Origin of the sequence: Anaerovirgula multivorans, from assembly GCF_900188145.1 — a bacterium.
Lineage (GTDB): Bacteria > Bacillota > Clostridia > Peptostreptococcales > Natronincolaceae > Anaerovirgula > Anaerovirgula multivorans.
Map to the genome: position 1 here is coordinate 149,350 of NZ_FZOJ01000004.1, position 23,997 is coordinate 173,346.

General features: G+C 34.7%; 24 protein-coding genes. 13 read left to right on the forward strand and 11 right to left on the reverse strand.

What is annotated here, in order from left to right; all coding sequences use genetic code 11:
* The first annotated feature begins 112 nt into the window (after positions 1-112).
* The 5 genes from CHB72_RS05775 (at position 113) to CHB72_RS05795 (ending at position 6,137) form a co-directional block, all read left to right on the forward strand.
* Positions 113-424, forward strand: coding sequence for a GHKL domain-containing protein (locus tag CHB72_RS05775; protein ID WP_089281918.1), 312 nt, complete (start codon positions 113-115; stop codon positions 422-424).
* A gap of 28 nt (positions 425-452) precedes the next feature.
* Positions 453-1,133: a response regulator gene (locus CHB72_RS05780; RefSeq protein ID WP_089281919.1), complete on the forward strand. Its 681-nt coding sequence runs from the start codon at positions 453-455 to the stop codon at positions 1,131-1,133.
* Between the two features lie 94 nt (positions 1,134-1,227).
* A complete protein-coding gene (locus CHB72_RS05785; protein WP_089281920.1) occupies positions 1,228-2,676 on the forward strand; it encodes a flavocytochrome c in 1,449 nt (482 codons plus the stop codon).
* A 437-nt stretch (positions 2,677-3,113) separates the two neighbouring features.
* Positions 3,114-4,178: a S1C family serine protease gene (locus CHB72_RS05790; protein ID WP_207652507.1), complete on the forward strand. Its 1,065-nt coding sequence runs from the start codon at positions 3,114-3,116 to the stop codon at positions 4,176-4,178.
* A gap of 33 nt (positions 4,179-4,211) precedes the next feature.
* Entirely contained in the window at positions 4,212-6,137 is a 1,926-nt protein-coding gene (locus CHB72_RS05795; protein WP_089281921.1) for a hypothetical protein, read from the forward strand.
* A 24-nt stretch (positions 6,138-6,161) separates the two neighbouring features.
* Here the strand turns inward: CHB72_RS05795 and CHB72_RS05800 are convergent, their stop codons facing one another.
* The 3 genes from CHB72_RS05800 to CHB72_RS05810 form a co-directional block, all read right to left on the reverse strand.
* Positions 6,162-7,331, reverse strand: a complete 1,170-nt coding sequence (locus tag CHB72_RS05800; protein ID WP_089281922.1) for a pyridoxal phosphate-dependent aminotransferase — start codon at positions 7,329-7,331, stop codon at positions 6,162-6,164.
* An 89-nt stretch (positions 7,332-7,420) separates the two neighbouring features.
* Positions 7,421-8,800 (reverse strand): YjiH family protein, encoded by a 1,380-nt coding sequence (locus tag CHB72_RS05805; protein WP_089281923.1) that lies wholly within the window; start codon positions 8,798-8,800, stop codon positions 7,421-7,423.
* A gap of 17 nt (positions 8,801-8,817) precedes the next feature.
* The gene (locus tag CHB72_RS05810; protein WP_089281924.1) at positions 8,818-9,894 is read right to left on the reverse strand and encodes an iron-containing alcohol dehydrogenase family protein; all 1,077 of its coding nucleotides are present in this window, start codon (positions 9,892-9,894) and stop codon (positions 8,818-8,820) included.
* Positions 9,895-10,200: 306 nt separating this feature from the next.
* Here CHB72_RS05810 and CHB72_RS05815 point away from each other — a divergent pair, with 306 nt between their 5' ends.
* On the forward strand, positions 10,201-10,761 hold the full coding sequence (locus tag CHB72_RS05815) for a rubrerythrin family protein (RefSeq protein WP_089281925.1): 561 nt from the start codon (positions 10,201-10,203) through the stop codon (positions 10,759-10,761).
* 73 nt (positions 10,762-10,834) lie between these two features.
* Here the strand turns inward: CHB72_RS05815 and CHB72_RS05820 are convergent, their stop codons facing one another.
* Positions 10,835-12,826, reverse strand: a complete 1,992-nt coding sequence (locus tag CHB72_RS05820; RefSeq protein WP_089281926.1) for a methyl-accepting chemotaxis protein — start codon at positions 12,824-12,826, stop codon at positions 10,835-10,837.
* 345 nt (positions 12,827-13,171) lie between these two features.
* Here CHB72_RS05820 and CHB72_RS05825 point away from each other — a divergent pair, with 345 nt between their 5' ends.
* The 6 genes from CHB72_RS05825 to CHB72_RS05855 all read left to right on the forward strand — a co-directional run bounded on the left by CHB72_RS05825 (position 13,172) and on the right by CHB72_RS05855 (position 18,344).
* The gene (locus CHB72_RS05825) at positions 13,172-14,074 is read left to right on the forward strand and encodes a radical SAM protein (protein WP_089281927.1); all 903 of its coding nucleotides are present in this window, start codon (positions 13,172-13,174) and stop codon (positions 14,072-14,074) included.
* Positions 14,075-14,238: 164 nt separating this feature from the next.
* A complete protein-coding gene (locus CHB72_RS05830) occupies positions 14,239-14,745 on the forward strand; it encodes an RNA polymerase sigma factor (protein WP_242975047.1) in 507 nt (168 codons plus the stop codon).
* Between the two features lie 3 nt (positions 14,746-14,748).
* Positions 14,749-15,711: an anti-sigma factor family protein gene (locus CHB72_RS05835; protein ID WP_089281929.1), complete on the forward strand. Its 963-nt coding sequence runs from the start codon at positions 14,749-14,751 to the stop codon at positions 15,709-15,711.
* On the forward strand, positions 15,711-16,790 hold the full coding sequence (locus CHB72_RS05840) for a hypothetical protein (RefSeq protein ID WP_089281930.1): 1,080 nt from the start codon (positions 15,711-15,713) through the stop codon (positions 16,788-16,790). Before CHB72_RS05835 ends, CHB72_RS05840 begins: the two co-directional genes overlap by 1 nt.
* Before the next feature lie 742 nt (positions 16,791-17,532).
* Positions 17,533-17,721, forward strand: a complete 189-nt coding sequence (locus CHB72_RS05845) for a hypothetical protein (RefSeq protein WP_089281931.1) — start codon at positions 17,533-17,535, stop codon at positions 17,719-17,721.
* A gap of 170 nt (positions 17,722-17,891) precedes the next feature.
* Positions 17,892-18,344 (forward strand): chemotaxis protein CheX, encoded by a 453-nt coding sequence (locus tag CHB72_RS05855; RefSeq protein ID WP_089281933.1) that lies wholly within the window; start codon positions 17,892-17,894, stop codon positions 18,342-18,344.
* Positions 18,345-18,802: 458 nt separating this feature from the next.
* Here the strand turns inward: CHB72_RS05855 and CHB72_RS05860 are convergent, their stop codons facing one another.
* Complete coding sequence (locus CHB72_RS05860) at positions 18,803-19,183, reverse strand: FMN-binding protein (RefSeq protein WP_089281934.1); 381 nt, start codon at positions 19,181-19,183, stop codon at positions 18,803-18,805.
* A 114-nt stretch (positions 19,184-19,297) separates the two neighbouring features.
* A complete protein-coding gene (locus tag CHB72_RS27955) occupies positions 19,298-19,975 on the reverse strand; it encodes a C-GCAxxG-C-C family (seleno)protein (protein WP_089281935.1) in 678 nt (225 codons plus the stop codon).
* 334 nt (positions 19,976-20,309) lie between these two features.
* Between CHB72_RS27955 and CHB72_RS05870 the strand changes: the two genes are divergently transcribed.
* A complete protein-coding gene (locus CHB72_RS05870; RefSeq protein ID WP_089281936.1) occupies positions 20,310-21,200 on the forward strand; it encodes a LysR family transcriptional regulator in 891 nt (296 codons plus the stop codon).
* Positions 21,201-21,336: 136 nt separating this feature from the next.
* On the opposite strand, the gene CHB72_RS05875 is transcribed toward CHB72_RS05870, so the two are convergent.
* The 5 genes from CHB72_RS05875 to CHB72_RS05895 all read right to left on the reverse strand — a co-directional run bounded on the left by CHB72_RS05875 (position 21,337) and on the right by CHB72_RS05895 (position 23,933).
* On the reverse strand, positions 21,337-21,855 hold the full coding sequence (locus CHB72_RS05875) for a YeeE/YedE thiosulfate transporter family protein (RefSeq protein ID WP_089281937.1): 519 nt from the start codon (positions 21,853-21,855) through the stop codon (positions 21,337-21,339).
* Positions 21,856-21,878: 23 nt separating this feature from the next.
* A complete protein-coding gene (locus CHB72_RS05880; RefSeq protein WP_089281938.1) occupies positions 21,879-22,106 on the reverse strand; it encodes a sulfurtransferase TusA family protein in 228 nt (75 codons plus the stop codon).
* 10 nt (positions 22,107-22,116) lie between these two features.
* Positions 22,117-22,815, reverse strand: coding sequence for a YeeE/YedE family protein (locus tag CHB72_RS05885; RefSeq protein ID WP_176431222.1), 699 nt, complete (start codon positions 22,813-22,815; stop codon positions 22,117-22,119).
* Between the two features lie 193 nt (positions 22,816-23,008).
* Positions 23,009-23,719: a twin-arginine translocase subunit TatC gene (gene tatC / locus CHB72_RS05890; protein WP_089281939.1), complete on the reverse strand. Its 711-nt coding sequence runs from the start codon at positions 23,717-23,719 to the stop codon at positions 23,009-23,011.
* 34 nt (positions 23,720-23,753) lie between these two features.
* Complete coding sequence (locus CHB72_RS05895; RefSeq protein ID WP_089281940.1) at positions 23,754-23,933, reverse strand: twin-arginine translocase TatA/TatE family subunit; 180 nt, start codon at positions 23,931-23,933, stop codon at positions 23,754-23,756.
* Between the last annotated feature and the right edge of the window lie 64 nt (positions 23,934-23,997).

Genomic DNA, 23,997 nt, shown 5'->3' on the forward strand with positions numbered 1-23,997 from the left:
ATATACGAATATAAAAAGTGTATTGCAAACTTTTACTTTTTTCCTATCTTAATATAGCATATACTAATAAATGATAGACAGACAAACGCTTATCGCTTAATGGAGATAATTTATGTTATTTGTAAATCATAATAAAATGAAACTTAAAACAAAAATCATTCTCCTTTCTAAAAACATTAAGGATACCAATATAGCCGCCCTTCTAATAGGAAAGTCTAGTATAGCTAAGGAATTAGGCATCCATATGAATATTCATCCTGCAAGCTTTATAAGTAAATTATCAGATAGAATTCCCAGTAACCTGATAATTACTGTTCTTGGTAACTTAATCGAGAATGCCTTTGATGCTCTGCAGGGTATGGAAGAAAAAAAATGGGTAGATATTTTAATAAAGGAAAACAATAGAGATATCATTTTATTGTAAGAATCCCTAAATATTTAGAGGTGAACTGATGATTAAAGTTTTAATTGCTGAAGATGATCCAATGGTGGCACAAATCAATAGAAAATGTATTAAAGCTGTAGAAGGCTTTCAAGTAGTGGGAACCGCCTCCAACGGCGAAGAGGCTCTCAAATTGATAAAGTCTACTAAACCTAATTTACTTGTTCTAGATATCTATATGCCAAAACTCAATGGTTTACAGCTATTAAAAAACATTCGAAAAGAAGATCTAGCGGTTGATGTCATACTGGTCACAGCCGCAAAGGATTTGTCTAGTATTGAAGAGGGCTTTAAATGGGGAGTAGTGGATTATTTAGTAAAACCCTTTGAATTAGCTAGGTTTAGAACCGCTCTAGAGGATTATAAAAATAGAAAATTGCAGCTTTCAAAGAAGGAAAGGATAGCTCAAGAGGATATTGATCAAATTATTCTAGGTAAGAAAATCAAATCTACTCACCTTGATTTAGATAAAGGAATGCATCAAAAGACTATGGAAAAGATAAAAACCTGTCTTCTACAAGATGTTGAAGCTAAATCCGCTCTGGAAGTTGCTGAAGCTTTAGGATTAGCACGGGTTACCGTCCGCCGTTACCTAGAGCATTTGGTGGAAATTGGAGAAGCTGAGGTAGAAATCCAATATGGTACTGTAGGACGTCCCCAACATCGATATTTTTTGAAAAGACCAATATGAACAAAATCAACAAAATTAACAAAAAGTTAACAACCGCCTTGTCATGTGATAGGATTAAACCTGTTAATTAATATACAAACAAGGAGGTTTATTCATGAGAAAATCTATAAAATTTGTAACATTGATTCTTATATTTGCCCTTACTTTAACTACCTTTATTGGTTGTTCAAGTCAAGAAGCAAATGAATCCGTTTCTGAATCCACTGGTGATAAAGTGGTAGATGTAGTTGTTATCGGTTCTGGTGGTGCAGGCTTGGCTGCTGCCATTGAAGCGAGGGATGCTGGCAAAGAAGTTCTTATTGTAGAAAAAATGCCAATGGTTGGTGGAAATACCCTTAGAGCTACAGGAGGATTAAATGCTGCTGGTACTTCTTCCCAGGCTGCTTTAGGAATAGAAGACAGCGCTGAATCTCACTATACAGATACAATGAAGGGTGGATATGATAAAAACGACCCCGCTTTAGTAGAAGTATTAACTTCACAAGCAGCAGACGCTGTTGAGTGGTTAATCGGACTTGGTGCAGATTTAAGCGATGTAGGCAGAATGGCGGGAGCAAGCCAGGATCGATCCCATAGACCTACTGGTGGTGCTCCTGTGGGCGCTCATCTTGTACAGGTTTTAAAAGCATCTGCTGAAGAAAAAGGTGTTGAAATTCTTATAGAGACGACTGCACTAGAAATTTTAGCTGAAGATGGCGTAGTAACAGGAATTATTGCTAAAGATAAAAGTGACAATGAGTTTACCATTGAAGCAGAAGCTGTTATTGTTGCAACTGGTGGCTTTGGAGCAAACATAACCATGGTAACAGAATATGATGTCAGCTTAGATGGATTTGGTACAACAAACCATTCTGGAGCTACTGGTGATGGCATCACCATGGCAGTAGCCGTTGGTGCTGATCTTGTAGATATGCTGGAAATCCAAACTCATCCAACAGTAGTGCCAAGTAATGGTTATATGATTACTGAAGCTGTGAGAGGTAATGGTGCTATTCTAATCAATAGAGATGGTAAGCGTTTTGTAAATGAATTAGGAACAAGAGATGTTGTTTCCGAAGCTACATTAGAGCAAGAAGGCGAAACTTCATTCCTATTCTTTGATGAAGGAATCAAGGAAAGCCTAAGTGCAATCGATGGATATATTCGTCAAGGATTGGTTACTGAGGCAGATAGTCTTGAAGCATTAGCAGAAGCGTTAGAAATCGATGCTGACAATTTAATTGCTACAGTTGAGACTTATAACGGCTTTGTAGGTGAAAATAATGATAAAGATTTTGGTAGAGATGATATGCCAAGAAGCCTAGAAACAGCTAAATATTATGCTATTGAAGTAGGTCCTGCTGTTCATCATACAATGGGTGGTTTGAAAATCAACACAAAAGGACAGGTTTTAACTGAAGATGGTAATCCAATTACTGGTTTGTATGCCGCTGGTGAGGTAACAGGTGGTATCCACGGTGGTAACAGACTAGGTGGTAATGCTTTAACTGATTTAATCGTATTTGGTAGATTAGCTGGCCAATCTGTGGCTACAGATTTATAGCATACTTAAAGACCAGTAGTGTTTCCCCCTCTACTGGTCTTTGTACTTTTTGTACTAACACTTCTTATAAATTTTACATCAATACTTCTCTAATGGTATTTCCTTAAAATATCTCCTTTTCCCATTAATCTTTTACTAACTACATCTATCAAAATATCTGGGTAACCGTCAAATACCTTCATAAGAACCCCTCCTAATACAAATATAGATGTTTTAGAACCAAAGTCCTAACTTAAAAACTAAGGAAGTTATTCTATACTCTATAGGAAAATTCCTTTTTCCAACAGCCTTTCTTCTTCTGTTATACTTTATACATATTGTTTGTATCCACAGCATATTTAAATAATGACATCTTTTCAAATTGACTTTATATCAATATTGGTATACATTGGAAACATACACAATATTTATTAATATTTTCATTAGGGGGTATTTTTTTGAAAAAGTTTATTGCACTTCTTATGATTATCACTGTAGTTTTTGTCCAACCATTGGCTGTCTTTGCAGAAGATACTGCTGTAGGGACTCAAAAGAATGTTGAAGCATTGGTGAAAGACATCATCGAAGAAATGTTGAATCAAGGAAAAGAAGACCAACAGGTTGCAAAACTGGTTGATGAAATTAATCAATCGGTGGTGGCAATCATAGGTAGAAACAAATCCTACAGAGAGCAGGATTATGTTTATTCGAAAATGCCGAGCAATCTACAACATGGCTCTGGTGTAGTGATTACCTCTAACGGTCAGATTATTACTAACAACCATGTTGTTAAGGATATGGAAGAAATCTATGTAGTTATGTATGACGGTAAAGCTTATAGCGCACAGTTGTTATACAATGATGAAGAAATTGATTTGGCACTAATTAAGATTAATCGTAGTGAATTGAAACCAGTTGAGCTAGAAACAGCTGATAACGTTAAAGTAGGTAATACTGTTATCGCCATAGGAACCCCTTTATATTTTGGCTATCGTAATAGTGCCAGCAAGGGAATTATCAGTGGGTTAAATCGTCCTGTGGACCAAACCTATACCTACCTTCAAACTGATGCTTCTATCAACCCCGGTAATAGTGGAGGGCCCTTAATCAACATGTCAGGAAAGCTTGTTGGAATTAATACTTTAGGATACATGTTTTATTCCGGTATGAACTTTGCCATTCCTGTGGAAAATGTTTCTTACTTTTTAGATCATTATAACCAATTTGGTAGAATTCGAAGATGCTACACTGGTATACAATTCGAAGAAAACTGGGCTGCTATGTTGGGAATACCAACGGATCAAGGCCTTAGAGTTGTTACCCTCAGAGAGGATGCAGTAGTGACTTCTGACCAGCTGCAAGAGGGAGATATACTGGAAGCTATTGATGGAGTAAAAACCTCTTCTATAGCTGCTTATAATGAAATATTAAAAAGGCATCTTCCTGGTAATCAAGTAACACTCACCTTTTCTAGAGACAATGAGGACTTTGATATAAAAGTAACCTTAAAGGAACGTTATTAGACTAATATTATTATAGGAATGGAGTTGAAAACATTGAAATATAAAAGACTATGTATTATTTTAGTAGCTTGCTTATTAGTTTTTACGGCATCTATCCCATCCTATGCATTAGCTTTAAAGGATGATGGAACCATTGATTTATATGAAGTTTTCTCCAACAAAAAAGACAGAATGAAAACAGAAGTAGGGAGTCGTATCTTTAAATGGTCTATGCACCTCCCCGATGATGCTATCGTATATAAATCCGATAAAGTAAATTATTTTAACATGTACACAGAAAGCTATCGATCTAGTGTTTCTTTAGAAGTCATTAAAAATGAACAGAAGTATACTTTAGAAGATATTCTTTACAGCAAGCAAATGAATAACCCAGACTCTTATTATTGGTATTTTTCTCAAAAAGAGTTTACTTTTAATATAGAACAGGATGCACAAGGAGAAAAATATATTCGTATTGTAAAGATGGATCCATTTTATGATTATTATCTTGTAGATGATGCGGCTGAAGAATTCAGCTCTTATATCGAAAATCGTATTTATATTAAAAATGATTATATTTACAACTTAGAAATAAGTATGGAGGGTAAATATTATCGTGAAAATCCAGAAATGTTTAGGAAATTGGTTTCTTCTTTGATACTAGACTATGATGAAAATAATCCCTATCTTAAAGAGCTCTCTGACTCTGTCAGTGAACACCGTGATTACGAGAACACCAGCTATGGCTGGAGGATTACAGTGAACCCTTATTGGAAGGAAGAAGGTATATCCAACGCTAGAGTACAGCATTTTACTGCCGTCTATAGTCATGAAGAAATTTATGGCAGCGATGAATCTGACAATGAAAAGGAAGCTGACTTCAACAACTATCAATCCTTTAGAGAGGGAATTACTGTTAGCTTAGTAAGCTCTGCTCTCCCAACAGAAACCTCTGAAGATTGGGCACAGGAAGAAATAGAAAAGTTGCAGCAAAACTATAATGATAAAGTATATGAGGTACTTATATCGGAAAAAATGAACTTAGGAAATATGGATGCTTATCGTGTAAAAGTGAAGTACAATACTGTACCTAAAAACCCTTATATTGTTGATACTTTATACGTTATAGGTAACGGATATAAGTACAGTGTGGTTGCCAATATACCTGTTAAGAAATATAATGAAGCTAAAACTAGAGAAGCCTTTGAGACCATGTTAAAATCCTTCAAATTGACAAATCAAAGGAGCAAATACTTAGGAAAAATATTAGATCCAACAAGTTTAATTAATTGGAATGATTCAAAGGAGATTAAAACAAAAAAATATAATTTCAACGCAAACTTAACAAAGAATTGGCATACCTACGACAGCTTTTACAGTGGTGGTTATGGGTACTATGATGATTACTATTATTATGATACTTATTATTACTCAGGAATGAGTAATCAAGAAAGTGTTTCAGCCTATCAAAAAGACAATAACATGAATCTAATGATGATGGCAGGCTTTGACACTAGAAACTTCGATGACATTATTAAAAATTATGTTCAAGCCCTACTAGAAACAGATGAGGTAAGAATCGGTCTGGCAAATATTGAGGTATCATCTGCTACTGTCGGTACCGTGAACATCTATAGGATTATCACAGAGTATGATTTAGATGCTATAAATCAGTTTGCTAAGGCAGATGAAACCAAGTCATATGACTATAACTCTATAAGCAATCAATATACCTATGCTGTAAAAATAGGCAATGATTTATATACCCAAACAGTAACCATACCTTTAGCTAATACCACCGACCATACAAAGAATGAGATGCAGCAGGTTTGGGAAAATACACAAATCGTTGGAGTAAACTATAACCAAAGAATTACTAATTGGAATAAACATAATAACAGTAAATTTCAAGATACCCAACAGGATTTTCTTTTAGAAGACTTTTCTTCCTTCGAAGAACTTGCAAAGCTTATCTATTAATTAATAGGGGAGACAAAGTCTCCCCTATTTTATTTCAGTAAATATCTTTAATTTTTCTATTCTATCAAAGGCTTCCTTTAGTTTGTCAACTCCTACTGTTAAGGCAATTCGGATATAACCCTCACCACAATCCCCAAAGGCATTACCTGGCAACACCAAAACATGGGCCTCCTCCAATAACCTCTCGGTTACTTCTTTTGAGGTTAAACCTGTGTTTTTGATATTGATAAACATGTACAGACTCCCTCTAGGAGGTAATACCGACATGTTAGGGATAGATTTTATTCTATCATAAGCATAATAAATACGTTTTTTATATTCTTCAATCATAGGAGGCTGAACAACTTTCCTTATCTTCAGGGCATGCAGGGCTGCCCTTTGGGAAATAGAAGGAGCAGTAAAAACATTGTTTTCATTTACGTCCTTCATGGTTTGAATCACAAAGGTGGGTGCTAATACATAGCCTATCCGCCAACCTGTCATGGCGTAGTCCTTTGAAAAACTGCCTATGGTAATGGTTCTCTCCTTCATCCCTGCTAAAGTAGTTATAGGGATAAAAGGTTCAGCATAGCTAAAGGCAGTATAAATATCATCGGCTATCACAATTAAATCATATTCTATTGCAACCTTCGCTATAGCCTTTAATGTCTTTTCTGTAAAACAGGTTCCCGTTGGATTATTAGGAGTATTAATAATAATGGCCTTTGTTCTATTGGTGATAAGGTTTTTAAGCCTATCTACCTCCACCTGAAAGTTTTCCTCTTCATAGGTCTTTAGAATCACTGGCTTTCCCCTTGTTAGCCGAACCTGTTGTGGGTAGGGGGTAAAATAGGGCTCATGAATAATTACTTCATCATCGTCATCTAGTATAGATTCTAGTACCAGCCACATAGCATGACAGCCACTGGTAGTAACCATACACGCTTCTAGCTGAATACCATAATCATAAACCTCTTTATAATACTTAGTAATTTCCTCTCTCAGCTCTATATCTCCTTGAAAGTCTGTATAATGGGTGTGACCATTTTTAGCATCCTGAAAAGCAGCCTCAATAATTCTTTCATCAGTTGTATAATCAGGATCCCCTAAACTAAAGTTGATAAGGTCTTCATATTTTCTTGTAAGATCTCCACTTTCCCCCATAGGGGTAGAAATGGCATTCCAATACCTTTTAGACAAAAATCGATGCTTCATTTTATGACACCTACCTTTTCCCATTTTTAATATTCTTCTTTGATATGCATTGTATCAGAAAACTAAAAATAGAAGTATCTCTAATTCTTTTATAACAATATATTTGCCATAATTACTATGATTGGTAACGCAATAATGGTCTTTTCTATAAATACCAATACTAAATGCTTAAAGTTCACTGGTATATCAGACGTAATCAATAATGTACCTACTTCTGTCATATATACAATTTGTACTAAAGATAAAACCCCAATAATAAACTTTGTTTTAATAGAGGTTAAACCTGATGCTAAAATAGCGGGGATAAACATATCTGCAAAGCCTACTACCGTAGCTGGGGCAGCTTCAAATGCTTCTGGAACTCCCATAAAATGTAGATAATAAGCGAATGGATAGGATATCCATGTGAAAATCGGTGTATAGGTAGCCACCATTAAAGCCAGGGTTCCCCATGCCATAACAATTGGAACTAAACTAAATATGATACCTAAAAATATATCTGTACCACTTTGAAATTGTTCTTGCATGCCACCTGTAAGATGTGCCTTTTGTACAGCTTTTTGCAATGCCCATTGGGATTTGCTCATACCTTCTGGCTCCATTTCATCAATTTGCTTACCAACTGCTGGATGATACACATCAGGTAATGTGCTCAAAGGTGGTATTCTACACATAATGATAGCACTAATGATACCTGCCACCATAACAGTCAAATAAAAGGGAACAAACATTGCATCTAAGCCCAACATAGCAGCTATCACTAGACAAAAGGGTAAGGATACTGCTGAGAAACAGGTGGCAATAACAGCAGCTTCTCTTCCTGTGTAATATCCTGTATTATATTGAGTTCTTGTTAAAACAACTCCTACGTTTACATTACCTACCCATGAGGTTACCAAATCCACCGCTGAACGACCTGGCAATTTAAATAATGGCTTTACAAATCCTCTCAAAATAGTACCTGTATAATCCATTGCCCCATAATTCATTAAAAAAGGCATTAAATAGGATGCTGCAAAAAACCATACAATCAAAGTTGCCATTAAAGACATCATGGTACCACCTGTATCAATTGAATAAATCATTTCAGAGCCTGCTTTATTTAAGACAAGAATCGCTATAATTGCCCCAATAATTCTCCAAAATAAATAGAAATTGCTTGGGGTAAAATTCGCCTTTAATAAACGATTGTTCATAACAAAATCTGGCTTCAACAATGTACCTACAACAGACATAGTAGCTGAAATACTGGTGATAGCCACTACTGCGTAAGGAAGATAAGCCTTTAAAGCTCCTGCCAACCACTCTGAAACCACTCCAACAGGTGTACTGATGGCTCCTCCATAGGGCACTGGGAATAAGAACATAATAATACCAAATAATGACGGGATTAAAAACTTCATGACAGTACTGCTATTAATTTCTACTGCTGTTCCATTCTTCTTTTTTGTCGTAAAATCTGTATTCATAATCATCCTCCTCACTTTTATTTGTTTAATATCTCTACCTTTTGAATAGCTTGATAAAACATATCTTTACTAACCTCATAAGGCATTTTTTGATGATCTTCTGTACTAACTGCCTTGTCTAAAACACCATCTAATATTTCTTTATTATTTTCTATATTCATATCTTTTAAGGATGTTGGCAATTCGACTTTTCTATAGAAGGACATTAGTCCCTCTACTTCCTTATGCTGCTCATCCAGCATTAATAATACTAATACTCCATAGGCCACCACTTCCCCATGTAGATGATACTTTTCTATCTCCTCTAATATCGTTAATCCATAAAAGAGACCATGAGCACAAGCAGAAACGTAGTTCTCCCCCACTAACATGGAAACAATGCCAGTAGTAATAATAATATTTAATACAACCTCCTGCAACTCAAAGGAAACAATTGCTTGTTGATTATCCTCCAAAGCCTTAGCTCCATAACTAATTAGAGGTTCAGCGCATAATACACTGAGTTTCTTACCCATCGCCTCACTATGGGATAGCCTAGCTCCCCTAGAAGCAATATCTACTTCATAGTATTTTGATATAGTATCTCCAATACCAGCCCATAAGTATTTTATTGGTGCCTCTGCCAATATATCTATACTGATAAAAATATGTGCTGGGGGTGTTTCTTCATATAAATAAATTGTTTCATAATCTCCTTGATCTGTATAAATTATCGATAGAGAAGTAGTTGCAGCACAGGTAGATGCAATAGTGGGAACAGTGATAACTGGTATCTCCATCTTGGCAGCAGAAGCCTTTGCTGTATCTAGTGCCTTTCCCCCACCCACACCGATGATTAAGTCTACATCATTGGCTTTTATTTGTTCACAAATTATCTCTATATTTTTATAGCTGCACTCTCCGCCATACCATAGGCAATCAATCATACTTATTCCCTTTTCCTTTAATGATTTTTCTATAGTAGCCTTCGTTATTGCTAAAGCCTGCTTTCCTCCTACAATTAAAACTCTTTTACCGTATTTTGTAGCAATACTTCCTAATTCCATTAGGATATTTTCTCCAATTGTATATTGAGGTAATTTTACCGTTAGCATCTTCCCAACTCCTCATCACTTTGATTTCGTAATACAATATTCATTTTTTGTACTAATTATACTTAGTTATAAATATTAGTTGCAAATAAATATTTATTCAATAATAGTTATTTTATATCCTTAAAAATCAAATGTCAATCAAGAATATAGATGTCTATATTATCTAAGAATTCATCTAACTCTATAGTTTTTCCTGGAAGTATAAGGGAAAGTTGATTTTCTCAGTAAGGAATTCCTTTTAAGTATAAAAAGAGACAGTTACGTTAATAATCCGAAAAAATATTATTATTAAGGAGGAAGTTGTTGATGTCAGTACAAAATGCTATGACAGCTGATTTTTTACGTTCTGCCTATGGTGGAGAAAGCATGGCTCATATGCGTTATCTCATCTGGTCAAATGTTGCAAATAAAGAGAATATGCCAAATATAGGTAGACTCTTTAGAGCTATCGCCTATGCTGAATACGCCCATGCAGACAATCATTTTAGAGAGCTAAAGGACAAGAAGGGAGATTTTACAGTTCCCGCCGGAGCGATCTTTGGTGTAGGAAATACGGTAGAAAATCTTCAAGGGGGAATTGATGGAGAGCTTCATGAAATTGAGCAAATGTATCCTGTATATTTAGAAACCGCCCGTTTCCAAAAAGAGAAGGGAGCTGAAAGAGCCTTTCACTATGCATTAGAGGCTGAAAAAGTACACGCTACCCTCTTTCAAAAAGCTCAAGATATAGCAAGACAAGGAAAAGATATGGATGTAGGTACTATCTATGTTTGCGATATATGTGGTCATACTACTACTGATGGTCTACCAGATCAGTGTCCCATATGTGGTGCAAAAAAAGAAGCCTATAAGACTTTTGAACCTTAAAGTTTATATAGATAGAATATCCCCACAGTTTAATTAATGTGGGGGTATTCTATTATGGGTGACTATGCTTTTTTTACTGAATCTTAAACTTGCTTACTTCCTCCTGTAGCTCTTGTGCCAGCTGAGATAGATTTTCGCTTGAACTAGCTATTTCCTCCATGGAGGCTGTTTGTTCCTCCGTAGAAGCAGAAGCTTCCTCGGTGCCAGCAGCATTCTCTTCAGCAATAGCCGATAAGCTTTGTATAATATCTATCATCGCATTCTTCTTTTCTTCTATCTCCATACCCGAAAGATTCAATAGCTCAATTACTTTCTTTGTAGCTTCAATGGCTTCAGCAATCCCCTGAAATTTTTTTTGAGTCAGCTCCACATTATTAGACTGTTCCATTACGATTTCCATAACCTTCTGAACCATCTGTACATCGTTCTCAGACCTTGCTTGTAATTCCCTCACTACTGCTTCTATCTCTTGAGTAGACTTACTGGACTGCTCAGCAAGCTTCCGAATTTCCTCTGCAACTACGGCAAATCCCTTACCCGCTTCTCCAGCTCTCGCTGCCTCAATGGCTGCATTTAGAGCCAATAGGTTGGTTTGCTCTGCAATCCCTTGAATAACTTTGCTGGCGGCATCAATTTTTACAGTACTATTATTGGTTTCAATAATTCCTTCGTGGATTTCCTTAGTAGCATCGTTGCTCTCTGCTGTTTTTTCTATCAAATATTTAATAATATCAAAGCCCTCTTCCTTCAGTTTCATTACTTGATCTGATGCCTCATTTAACTCTTTTATGTGTAATTGGTTCTTATTCATAATTCCTGCTAATTCATTGGTTTCCACTGTTCCTTTTTCCGTTTCTTGAGCTTGCTGATTTGCACTTTTAGCTATTTCTTCGATGGTTTTTGCTACCTCATCAGAGGCCACTGCTGACTGCTGAGATATAGCAGTTAGCTCTTCAGAAGAGGTCGCCACCTGCTCTGATGACTCCATTATTTTTCTAATCATTTGAGACATACTTTGGCTAATAGCATTAAATCCACGGGCTAGCGCACCGATTTCATCCTTTTTACCTGTCCATTCTTCTTCTAAGAGTTTTGTAAAATCACCCTTAGCTATTTCTTCACATTGCTCAGCTGCTAATTTAATAGGCTTTCCTATGGAGTTACCTATAACATAGGCCAGTAGTATTCCTAATAATATAATAACTAAAGCAGCACCTCCCATGGCTTTTTGTAGTGTAGGTAAAGCACTTAGCACCTCAGCTTCCGTTGCAGTAATAGCTATAGACCATTCCGAATCCTTAACCTCTGTAAACCCAATATAGAGCCTTTCACCATTAAACTGGTACCTACCTATCCCCTTTTCCTCTGTTATAATTGTCTCAAACTGTTCAGCTAATGATGCTAAACTAGTATCATCATTTAATTCCTTTATAGGATTGAATTGATCCAATACCAGCTCTCTATCTTCATGGGCAATAACAGTACCCTCTCCATTAATCATATAAGCATAACCATATTCACCATAACCCATATCATCAATAATGTCACTTAACGCATTTCCATCTCTCCTACCTATAAGTACACCTACTACTTGACTCCCACTTTTAATAGGCGCGGCATACATGACTACCGCTTGATTAGTCACTCGGCTAATAATGATATCAGATATATTTACCTCTCCATTAAAAGCTCTTTTAACATAATCTCTATCTCCTAGTTCCGCTGTTGTACCATCACTGTAATAGGCTGTACCATCAGGATAAACCACTGCAAGGGCTAAGAAACCTAAAGCTTCTCTTTCATGTTCCAAAACCAATTGCTGCAGCTCCCAATCCATACCTTCAACATCTTTATCTATTGCTAATGACATTAATGCTGTTTTGCCTATTTCAGTACGACTTTCCACTAACTTTGCACCCTCTTGGGCCAGTAACTCTAGCGCTTCTTCTGCTTCATTGATAACAGCCCTTGATGCCAGCACATAGGATATTCCTCCCATCACCGATGATACTATCAATAGACTGATGGAAAAATAGACAATAAGTTTCATTTTAATGCTTTTCATTTTTAACTCCTCCCTATAAGTTGTTTTTTGAAAAATATGTCTGCTCTGTTATCTTGAAAAATGTAGTTTTGTTTTAAGAATAAATTCGAAAGTATAATTATTATTAAAATTTAATCAATTAAACAATAACATATTTCACTAGTTCATACACTATATTTTTCCGCGTTTCTACATATTTCTACATATTTCTACAATTTCCTTTATTCTATTTTTTGAACAACATTTGTTATTTTTTAGTTACTGATAAATTTATCTATTTTTCATCGACAATTTAAAATAGTCATCATGCTATGGCTCTTCTCTGTAAATAATAAGTATATGTTTCCTAAGAAAGAGAGGTGAAAAATGTTTAAACCAACTTATCTACAATTATTAGAAAATGGAGCACTAGAGAATAGAGTAAATATACTAAGGAAAATGTTAAAAAATTGTGTTCTATGTCCCCATCAGTGTGAGGTGAATAGATTAGCAGGAGAAAGGGGATATTGTAAAACCTTAGATCATGTAGTAGTATCAGGGGCTGAAGCTCATTTCGGTGAAGAGAAGGAACTTGTAGGTCGTCATGGATCCGGTACCATTTTCTTTTCCCATTGCAATTTAAAATGTGTTTTTTGTCAAAACTATGAAATCAGCCATTGTGGAGAAGGTCATGAATTTACAATTGAGAGTTTAGCTGAAATAATGCTATCCCTACAAAAACGTGGATGTCATAATATTAATCTAGTCTCCCCTGGACACATCATCCCTCAAATTGTAGAGGCCATTTATATTGCTGCTAAAGAAGGCTTGTCTATCCCCATAGTCTATAACACCAATGGCTATGATTTAACCGATACACTTAGATTGTTAGAGGGTATTGTTGATATCTATATGCCAGATATAAAGTTTGCTGATGATGCTGTCGCTGAAAAATATTTAAAGGTAAAACAGTATTATACAGTTACTAAAAATGCTGTGAAGGAAATGTATCGTCAGGTGGGAGATCTAAAAACTGATGAAAATCATATTGCTTATAGGGGGTTGCTGATTCGTCATTTAGTGATACCTCAAAATCTTGCTGGCACTGAAAAAATCATGAAATTTATTGCAAAAGAGCTTTCAACGGATACCTATGTCAACATCATGGGACAATACTATCCTGCCTATAAGGCCTATGAATATGAAGCATTAAGTAAAAGAATTACAAGAGAAGAACTCAAGTATGCCATGGAGACTGCTAAGGCCGCTGGATTAAATAATATAAAGTAAAAGAACCCTCTACTATATTTTCTGATATAGCTAGAGGGTTTTTCTATGTCATTGTATAAATAGTGGAAAAAGAAAATTTATTTTTTTGTAACATATTTTCTTGTTTTTAGTCTATACTATGGAACTACATTTGCTGGCCAGCAAAATAGAAGGGATCGGTAATAGTGGATAAGGATTTTACATTGTTATATCAAAAATATAAAGAACCCATTTTCTCTTATATATATTATCTTTCAACGAATCATGCGGAAGCAGAGGAAATCTGTCAGGATGTATTCTTGAAGGTATATTTAAATATTGATAAGTTTGAGGGTCGCTCAAGCTTTAAAACCTGGATTTACCGTATCGCTAAAAATACCTTCCTAGAGTTTAAAAGAAAAAATAAAAGAGAGGTATTAACCTGTGAGGCCAGTGTGTTAGAACGAGAAAATACCAATGGTGAATCAATTCCTGAAAGTTATCTTCTCAACATGGAAAATCATTATCGAATTCAAAGAACCTTAAATAATATGACTGAAAAGTATAGAAGCTTTATTATCCTAAGGGATATACAGAACTTATCCTATCAAGAAATTAGTGAAATTACTGATGTGAAAATCAATACAGTGAAGGTGAATATTTATCGTGCTAGAAGCGAATTTCAAAAAATTTACAAGGAATTGGAGGGATAACAGATGACTTGTCCACATGAGAATCAAATGCAGGATTATTTAGAAGAAACACTTTCCTCTGAAGAAATGAAAAAGATGGAGGATCATATCGATATGTGCCATGATTGTCAGCAACAGCTGGATCAACTGCTAAATAATTCTTTTCAACTACAACAGCAATCTGTAGAAATTGACGATGAAGTATTGGTAGAGAAAATCAAATCCCATCGTAAAGGTGTCCGGCGAATTTATGCCTATGGTTTCTTAGGATTTTTATTGGGTTTATTTTCACTTAAATATACCTCTGATAGCTTTATTGTAACGAAGGCTATTATGGCTTTACCCTATAAGCTAGCTGAGTTTATGCTAGGGATCTTTTTCTCAGGAAATAAATTAAATCAATGGGATTCAATGCATTATCACTTTCAAAGAGGAATGGGCTATTTCACTCATCATCCTATATTAGGTCTTATTGTGGAACTGGTGACACCAGCATTAGTAGCTATGTTTCTTGCCATGGGAATTGGTTATCTGACTAGTGACAAGAGGGTTTTTCAGCGGAAGAAAATTCTTAGGTTCATTCTATCTGCTGCAATCATCTTTGCCCTTTGGTTTGGTACTATATATGGTGTCTATAGTAATACCCTTGCGAAAATAGAAAACCTAGAAGGAATTAAATCTGTTATCATCTACGAAAAGAAAGAATACAGCAGCAGTTGGATATTAAAAATTGACCCGTACAACATCCATGAAGCAAGATATCATAGTATTATTTCCGGTCTTTCCGAAGCGACTCCTTTAGATTCTTATCCTTCTATGAATCATAAAGAAGGCCTAGAGCTATTGATTCAGTTCCAGGGGGGCGGGGAAGTAATTGCCCACGTAGATATGGACACTGGAACTATGTTTATGCGTAATCGTCGATATCATCAGCTATCAGATGATACACTATCACATCTTATGGAAGTATGGGGAGGGATCAAATAATGAAGATAAAAATTGATAAAATCGTTGCTTTAGGTGGAAGTGGATTATTAGGATATTATTTAGGATTATCTATGTTTCGTGGGATACTGTGGAACATGTTATTGTGGGCGTTACCACCTATCAATACTCGTCACTTGCCTACATTCTATACTGCCATCATGGGAGCTATTATAGGAGCTTCAATAGGTTATTTACTTTATACAAAGTTTATCGAGAAATGTTCCATCAAAAAATGCAAAAAACAATATGCTTTAGGGATTACAGCTTTGTTATTATTACCTCTTATCACTATAGTCAGTTTTCGTATTCAAGCAGTTAATTATGTGAGAACTGCAGAAGCCGCTAATCCTACGGGTTTTGATCTTCATTTTGAAGAACCAAGGGTTAGCTTTCTCATTACTGAAGACCACGGGGGTTCATCTAGCACTTCATTTGGTAAAAATATAAGGGTTCAAAATGAAGAAGTGTTATTGGACCAGTTTGGAGCAGCCCTTCGGCAGTTAGAATTAGTAGAAGTATCTGATCAATCCCAGAATATGCCTAACAGGCATCAAGGCACTATATGGATTGACTATCGTTCCACAGGAAAATGGTATTCTAAAATATTGAGCTGGAGAGATAATGGGTTTGAAGAATCTGCATCACACCAAGGACGCCTTCTATATAAAGGAGCTGAATTGGAAACAGTACTGGGAGACATAGATGCTCAACTAAGTAACTTAACCAATTTCACTTCAGCGGAAGTCCTTCATACCAGTCTGATTGATGGAAATTCAAATCAAGTAAACCGTATTCCTCTAGGAAACTTTCAATTTCTTTTAGATAGTATCCAAGAAGACAATATAATTGTTCCAGATAGCGATGTTGTTTCCAGCTTTGAGGCGAGAGTAAAGGATAACCAAAATATTACTAAAAAAGATATAAACTATTATGCCTTTTCCCTTAAAAATCAGCCTTCAAATACTAATTCTTTGGAAGTTGCTATTTTGCTTGAGAATGTTATTTTATATGATGATGTTTTAAAGATTGCTTGGTTCGAAGGTGAGTACTATAAGGTAGATTTATCTTCAATTTTATAAACTGCAATAGATTTAAACATAGATGTTAGTGATGGTATAGAAAAACTGGCATTTAATTTTATTATGGAAGAAACCACTAAATCCTTGGACTCTTTTGAAATCACTTTGCCTACTGATAATGTAATAGAGAGCAAAACATTTTTAAACAGAGTTAAAAATATAGTGGAAACAATAGGGACTGGAGAGTCTGGTTCGTTGCCATGTCTCTCCAGTCCTATTGATTAAAAGCCTCTTATTTAATAATCGTAATCTCTTTTGTTATTTGATCATACTCCATCCTAGTACCACACTGCTAAAACTAAGAGGTACAAAGATACAACCTACCAAATTCATACAATATATTTAATTTTTTTATTATATCAAAGTCCTCTAACAGGATTCTAACAGATGCTCCTCTATAAAATGAAAAACCATCTTCTTTAGTAAGTCTCTAAGACATAAACTTTTTTTGTTTAAGTTACTATTTTACAATATTTATTCCTATCTACCAATCCATTTGATATCTCCCTTCTATTCTTTTCCATAACTTTATAGCTATTCTATTTTTAAAAAAACTTAGACCCTCAGAAAATAGTTCCGAGGGTCTATAGACTGGTTATGGTTTTTGAAACTTTTGAAAGCAAGGCAGTGTCGTCATAGATCTATATACTCATTTTTAATAGTAACATTGAACTAAAAGCATTAAGATGTGTATCAAAAATGGCGAAATAAGATAAAGATAAAGATGGAAGGAGATGAAAAAATGTTAAGCATGCAGACAGTTAATGATTTACTGGCGGTGGTTAATAATCTCGATACTACAATTGAAGAAAATAAGGATATTATTGATTTAAAAGAAGTACAGTATTTAACTTATCAGAAAATAAAAATCCTACAGCTAATTGATGATTTACACCACAAGGAAAGCTATTTTAATCATACAAAGGAATAATTGCAGTTACCTAACTTAGATAAGAATTTCATTTCAACCTACATAAAATTTCTGTTTTATATTGAATACTTATTTGAAAATACTGAAAAACATATTATATTTCAAGAATTTAGCATCCAACTATTTGGAGGACAGTGGGTTCCTGAATATGTAGTAGATTGGAGAAATTTATGGATGTAAAATATATTAATCCCTTTCTAGAAGCTTTCACAAGAACATTAGAACAGTTAGGAGTTAAGGATATAAAAAGAGGGAACGTTAAAAAGAAAAGTAAATTTTATGTTGATTTAGATGTGTCTACGGTCATATGCTTAAAAGGCGGGATTCAAGGAAACATGGCGTTATCCATGCCCCAGGATACAGCTAAACAATTAGCCTCTACCATGATGATGGATATGGCTGTTCCTGTTATTGACGATATGGTAAAAAGTGCTATTGGAGAATTATCAAGCATGATTGCTGGGGGTGCTTCTGCAATGTTAACCCCTTTAGGGGTAACATTACAGATTAGTCCTCCCACTGTGCTGCTTAAGCCTTCTGATATAAACCCTTTAGAAACACTGGCAATTGATTTTGAAACACAATCAGGTAAAATAGAATTTAATATCGGATTTGCTATATAATATATATGCTACGAACAACAGCTAGAGTATTGTTATTTTGCCATTATTACTGGATCTCATTACATGGTAAATGAAATCCAGTACTCTATCCGTGGTTTTCTTATCATGAATCAACTCCTCAGTTTTAATATATTGCTAATAAAGGAATATTTCAAGACTGATCTCTCATACTTTCTTACCTTATTTACTGACAAAAGTCACTTTCTCAAGGTAAAGAAAGTGACTTTTAGATTTACTTATTCAGGTTATATATTTTATACATAAGCGTTAACCTAAGCTATATTTTGGAAATTATTTTCGATCAAAAAGTACTCCTGCAAAATTTCCAGCGTTGTTTTTCAATGTAATTTTTACCTTGGAATAACATGGGTTAAGTTAACGCCTATGAAAGAAGATATAAACTATTTTATGTTGTTTCTCTTAAAACCAATCTTCTGCTGCTAATTCATTACAACCTACTATTTTGCTTGTTCTAAAGCCTTTTCAATCGCATTGATGGTACCTTGGCTTGACATTGTAGCTCCAGATACAACATCCACATCTGTAGATTGAGCCTCAATAATTTTTTCAATCACTTGTTCTATCGCTACATCTCCAATACTAGCAGTTTCATTCATTTCTATTATTTCAATTTCGGTAACATTCCCATTTTCTACTTTTACACTTAGTTTAATATCTCCTTTAAATCCCGTACCGATGCCTTCATATATTCCATCTGTATACATTCCAGTCGTTGATTCTGTGGATTCTTCACTAGCAACCACTTCTCCGTTACCACACCCTGCTAATAGTCCACTTATAAGCAAGGGAATTAGTAATAAAGCTAATTTTCTTTTCATTCATAATCCCTCCTAATTCATTTAATACTAAACATATAGGACACTATTTGCCTTATCATTGAATCCATTTATATTTTGCTTTTTACTTTTCTATTATTTTTACTATTTTAGGTACTACAATGTTTCGTTTAACATCTCCACCATTTTCTTAACTACCTCTGCTGCAACCCCAGCACAACGCTCTTTACGTTCAGGGTCACCATATGCACAACCTTGAGCTTCCATGAATTTACCTACTGAGTCAATGCATAGTACAGACTCTGCAACAGTAGTAGTTAGGTCTAATCCAGCTGGCTGAATTTGTGGAAATGGCTCTTCCCTATACCAACTCCATAGGTCGCCTACTAATTTTTTTTGAGTATCAGCATCACATACCATACCAATACATGTAGAAGCTACCCCTAACGCTCCGCATAGAGTCGCTTGACCCGCATAACCTCCAGCTGCAACAGTAAATGCTTCTGGTGGTATTTGGTTAAAGGGATATCCTATTTCGTCTGCCAATGTACCGAAGAACCCTTCGGCTACGCCATAGCCTCAGCCAGCACCTGTTTTATAAGCATCGTATCCTCTTATTGCCGCTTTATCAGGATCAACCTTAACATAAGTAAAAGGCCATTGAGGCTTTTCAGATTCTCCTGCTATTGGCTCTGGAGCAGCTGTAGCTTGATCTGAACAGGCAGTCAAAACACCTCCAACTCCACCAAGAAGTGTTACTCCAGCAAGAGATACTCCTACACCCTTTAAGAAATCTTTCCTTGATATTTCTTTGTCTTTCTTTTCAATTGTCATTGATTCATCTTCCTCCTTTATGTACTGAATGATAATAACTTAACATAGTAACCCATCATTGAATAACTGCTTTGCCTTAGTAATCATTATATTATAGATTAGCTTACATCAATAATAAGAGTTGTTTATGATGCATAATAATGATTTATATTTGTCTATTAATTAACAAGATTTTACTGTTAATATTGAACGAAATTAAATTTACCCTAAAAAGTATTTCATGATATAATAATAATTAGAACTATTGGTTTATCTTATAGTTTAAAACTTGCTACTGGTTATGTCATAATATAGTTTTTAATACACAGATGATTAATCTAAGGGAGAGAAATCCGTGAACCTTCAATATCTAAAAGCTTTTTATGTTACAGTAAAACTAAACAGTATTTCCAAAGCAGCAAAGGAACTCCATTTAACCCAGCCAGGTCTTAGTATGCAAATACAATCTCTAGAAAAGGATCTTGGAGTTACTCTCCTGACCAGAAGTAATAAAGGGGTAGAGCTTACAGAGGCGGGAACAGTAGTCTTTGACTATGCTAATACCATCCTTTCTATGCAGGACAATATCGAACGAGACCTACAGAATCTTAAAACTAATAAGAAGGATTTATTAATTGGCTCTTGTAAAGCTGTAGGTGAGTATGCTCTTCCTTGTAGTATTTATATATATAAGCAAGATAACAGAGATGTGGACATTAGCTATAATATAACAAATTCTCAAGGAGTCATGAATAATCTTTCCGATAGAACAATTAATCTAGGTATTATTCATAGTTACATAGAACGAAAGAATATAACGACTGAAAAGATAACTTCTGATAGATTAATACTTGTTACCTCTTTACCTGTTTTGAAAAATAAAATTACGCTAGATGAACTTAAAATGCTACCACTGATATTTAGAGAAGAGGGTTCTGGAACAAGGGCAACCATTCAACAGCATTTAAAGCCCCATCATATAAAAATCGAAGATTTAAATATTATTTATGAATTGAATTCCATGGAGGCTATCAAAACCTCTGTTATATCAGGTAAAGGGATCTCCTTCATTCCAGAATTAACGATTAAGAGGGAGCTTAGAGATAAAGTTCTGCGGGAAATAGAAATTGAAAATATCACCATGAAAAGTGACTTTTATATAGCATATCGAAAAGATTACCAGTTTACCAGTTTCGAGAGGGAATTTATTGACTTTATTAAATCCTCTAAGCGTGGATTTTGTTGAAAAAAGCAGCTTCTAAGTAATATTAGAAGCTGCTTTTTTCAATATTATAATGCAGTTTATCATCTAGAATAAATTTCTCCTTTTGGAAGATTTAAATATAGTTGTCTACTTAATAAGGTTTAAAGTTTTCTATTAGTTATAAAATATATTTGAATAATATTTTGCTACCTAACCAAGCTCCAGCAAACATAAAAACAGCAAATATCCAGCCATGCAATGAGAAAGATGGAATTGCACTGAAATAAGCTCCGATATTGCAACCAAAGCTTAATCTTGTACCGTAGCCCATAAGAACTCCACCAATTAAGGCAAAAAAGAATTGCCTTGTATTTTTAATCTTTTTCCATTTGAACTCATTAGCCCATAAAACCGCCAAAAGCGCTCCCACGATAACTGCAATATTTAGCACTGTATAAGAATTGTTAAAAAAGGTTTCGCTCTCCTTTAATCCATGGTCGTATGCACTAAAATAATACCAATCAGCAGAATTATATCCAAGTTTTTCTAAAACCGCTGCCCCCCAATATAAGAAACCAGTAGTAATCTTCCAAACAGAGTCCGTAGCAATCAGTAAAGAAACATTTAATACTGCTAGTATACTACCTCCTATCCAATATGGCCATGGTTTTTTTACTATTTTATCATACAGCCTCATGTTCTCCTCCCTCTTCTTCAAGACTATCTAGCCTTCTCAATATAAATCTCCCACTCACCTTCTACAATCTCAACATAATCAATGTAATGTCCCTGCTTTTTTGTCCATTCAACTACATTGACAATAGAGCAGTTATGATCTGTATGCATAATTAAAATATCACCAATCTTCATTTTCTCTAATTGCTTCAATGCCTTTAGTAAGGGGATTGGACAAGCTTCATATAAACAATCCAATTTGTACTCGACCATAATTTTCCTCCTACATAGTTATCGTAATGTTGTTCTTTTTGTCATACCAATCAGCAATATAGTATAAACTACAAAGCAATATTAATTGTAAAATCAATGAAGGAAAAAATCCCAAATACTTAGGAAAGTATATAATCGGGGCTTTAGATATTAGTGTTTTATCCCAGAAAACAAAATGTTTAGCTCCAAGAGTGCTCCCAATAATAAAACCTATCAAAACCACCAACTGCATCATATAGCCTTCCCCTATTCGTATTAGCGTTCCAGAAGCACATCCTCCAGCCACTACCATTCCTACTCCAAATAGAACAGCTCCAATAGCAGTATGGATTCCCACAGGACTTAGCTGCCCTGGAATTTCTGTAATCAGATAATCAGGATTCAAGACTATGGTCTTGTATTGTATAATAAAAAAACCTATAGTTGATATGATAAAAGCTAAAAGTACTGCTTTTAAAAGAGAGGTGCTTCCCACCATAATAGGATCTCTAAAGCTAGAAGCAAAGCAAAATCTAGAGCGCTGCATGGTAATTCCTAATAAAATACCAATAATCCAGAAGCTACTTAAACGAAGATGATAATTAATAAGCATAAAATATATCATAAATGTGATAGTAGTTCCCAAAACAGCATAGTGCATTTGGTTATTTTTTTTTCTAATTTCCATTTGTTTTTGTTTCTTCAAAGCCTCAATCCTACTAGATGTCATTGAATCACTCCCTCATATACTGTAGTTTCAATTAATCTATAATAGTATTTTTTCAATATCTTTATCAATAGTTAATTATATTACAATAATTATATCATAAAAAAGCACTCATTTATCCTGATTTGTCTTATCGATTCCCTTATAGGAGACCTTTGAATCAGCTCATCAAAGTGCTTTATGCGACCAAATTAGTTTATGATTTTTTTCTTTTATAGATGGCCGAGGAAATAATTATACTTAGTTCCAATAACAGTATCATTGGTGCTGCCAGTAATATCTGTGAAACTATATCCGGTGGTGTAAGTATAGCAGCTGCAATAAATATTAATAGTATAAATATCTTTCTAGATTTTTTTAAAAACGCCGGTGTTATTAAATTAAATTGAGTTAACAGCAAAATCAATATGGGTAGCTGAAAGGTTATCCCAAAGGATAGTAGTATTGAGCTCATAAAACTTGTATAACTTGCAAAGGAAAAAAGAGGCTCAATTTCTTGTCGAGACATTTTGGTGAAAAACTGAATAGTAAGAGGAACAATTAAATAATAAGCAAAAGAAGCACCTGCAATAAAGAAAATCATGGACATAAAATTTGCCAATATGATATATATCTTTTGCTTTAAAGCCATTCCAGGCAGTATAAATCGCCATACATGGTACAGTATTATTGGCAAAGTTACAATTGTTCCCGAAACCAATGATATTTTAATATAAGCCAAAAACAAATCTGCTGGACTCAAATAGATAAAATGCAAATCTTTAGCTGGCTGTATAATGAAGTCAACAATTATGTCAACATAAAAATAGCTAACAGCACTTCCAATAACTACAACCAGCGCAATGAATATGATTCTTTTTCTTAACTCTTCTAAATGTCCTACTAATGTAAGTTTTTTTTCATTCATTTTATAATCACCAGCTTAGCTCAATTTTCTCATCTTAATCTTTTTTATCAACTTCACCAGTAATCTCAGAAGTTATATTAGCGGTATGGGCTTTAAATTCCTTTACACCTTTTCCCAAAGCTTTCCCTATTTCTGGAAGCTTGCTGGGTCCGAAAACCACAAGAGCTATAACTAATATTAATATTAATTCTGTTGGACCTAATTTACCAAACATTCTACATTCCTCCTTGAATATTTATTTAACTAAGTTTGATAAAATTATACCATTCCAAATAAAA

Excerpts from the sequence above, each read along its gene's own strand:
- CHB72_RS05775 (WP_089281918.1), top strand. The coding sequence starts at position 113 with ATGTTATTTGTAAATCATAATAAAATGAAACTTAAAACAAAAATCATT.
- CHB72_RS05780 (WP_089281919.1), top strand. The coding sequence starts at position 453 with ATGATTAAAGTTTTAATTGCTGAAGATGATCCAATGGTGGCACAAATC.
- CHB72_RS05785 (WP_089281920.1), top strand. The coding sequence starts at position 1,228 with ATGAGAAAATCTATAAAATTTGTAACATTGATTCTTATATTTGCCCTT.
- CHB72_RS05800 (WP_089281922.1), bottom strand. The coding sequence starts at position 7,331 with ATGAAGCATCGATTTTTGTCTAAAAGGTATTGGAATGCCATTTCTACC.
- CHB72_RS05805 (WP_089281923.1), bottom strand. The coding sequence starts at position 8,800 with ATGAATACAGATTTTACGACAAAAAAGAAGAATGGAACAGCAGTAGAA.
- CHB72_RS05810 (WP_089281924.1), bottom strand. The coding sequence starts at position 9,894 with ATGCTAACGGTAAAATTACCTCAATATACAATTGGAGAAAATATCCTA.
- CHB72_RS05815 (WP_089281925.1), top strand. The coding sequence starts at position 10,201 with ATGTCAGTACAAAATGCTATGACAGCTGATTTTTTACGTTCTGCCTAT.
- CHB72_RS05820 (WP_089281926.1), bottom strand. The coding sequence starts at position 12,826 with ATGAAAAGCATTAAAATGAAACTTATTGTCTATTTTTCCATCAGTCTA.
- CHB72_RS05825 (WP_089281927.1), top strand. The coding sequence starts at position 13,172 with ATGTTTAAACCAACTTATCTACAATTATTAGAAAATGGAGCACTAGAG.
- CHB72_RS05835 (WP_089281929.1), top strand. The coding sequence starts at position 14,749 with ATGACTTGTCCACATGAGAATCAAATGCAGGATTATTTAGAAGAAACA.
- CHB72_RS05840 (WP_089281930.1), top strand. The coding sequence starts at position 15,711 with ATGAAGATAAAAATTGATAAAATCGTTGCTTTAGGTGGAAGTGGATTA.
- CHB72_RS05845 (WP_089281931.1), top strand. The coding sequence starts at position 17,533 with ATGTTAAGCATGCAGACAGTTAATGATTTACTGGCGGTGGTTAATAAT.
- CHB72_RS05855 (WP_089281933.1), top strand. The coding sequence starts at position 17,892 with ATGGATGTAAAATATATTAATCCCTTTCTAGAAGCTTTCACAAGAACA.
- CHB72_RS05860 (WP_089281934.1), bottom strand. The coding sequence starts at position 19,183 with ATGAAAAGAAAATTAGCTTTATTACTAATTCCCTTGCTTATAAGTGGA.
- CHB72_RS05875 (WP_089281937.1), bottom strand. The coding sequence starts at position 21,855 with ATGAGGCTGTATGATAAAATAGTAAAAAAACCATGGCCATATTGGATA.
- CHB72_RS05880 (WP_089281938.1), bottom strand. The coding sequence starts at position 22,106 with ATGGTCGAGTACAAATTGGATTGTTTATATGAAGCTTGTCCAATCCCC.
- CHB72_RS05885 (WP_176431222.1), bottom strand. The coding sequence starts at position 22,815 with ATGACATCTAGTAGGATTGAGGCTTTGAAGAAACAAAAACAAATGGAA.
- tatC (WP_089281939.1), bottom strand. The coding sequence starts at position 23,719 with ATGAATGAAAAAAAACTTACATTAGTAGGACATTTAGAAGAGTTAAGA.
- CHB72_RS05895 (WP_089281940.1), bottom strand. The coding sequence starts at position 23,933 with ATGTTTGGTAAATTAGGTCCAACAGAATTAATATTAATATTAGTTATA.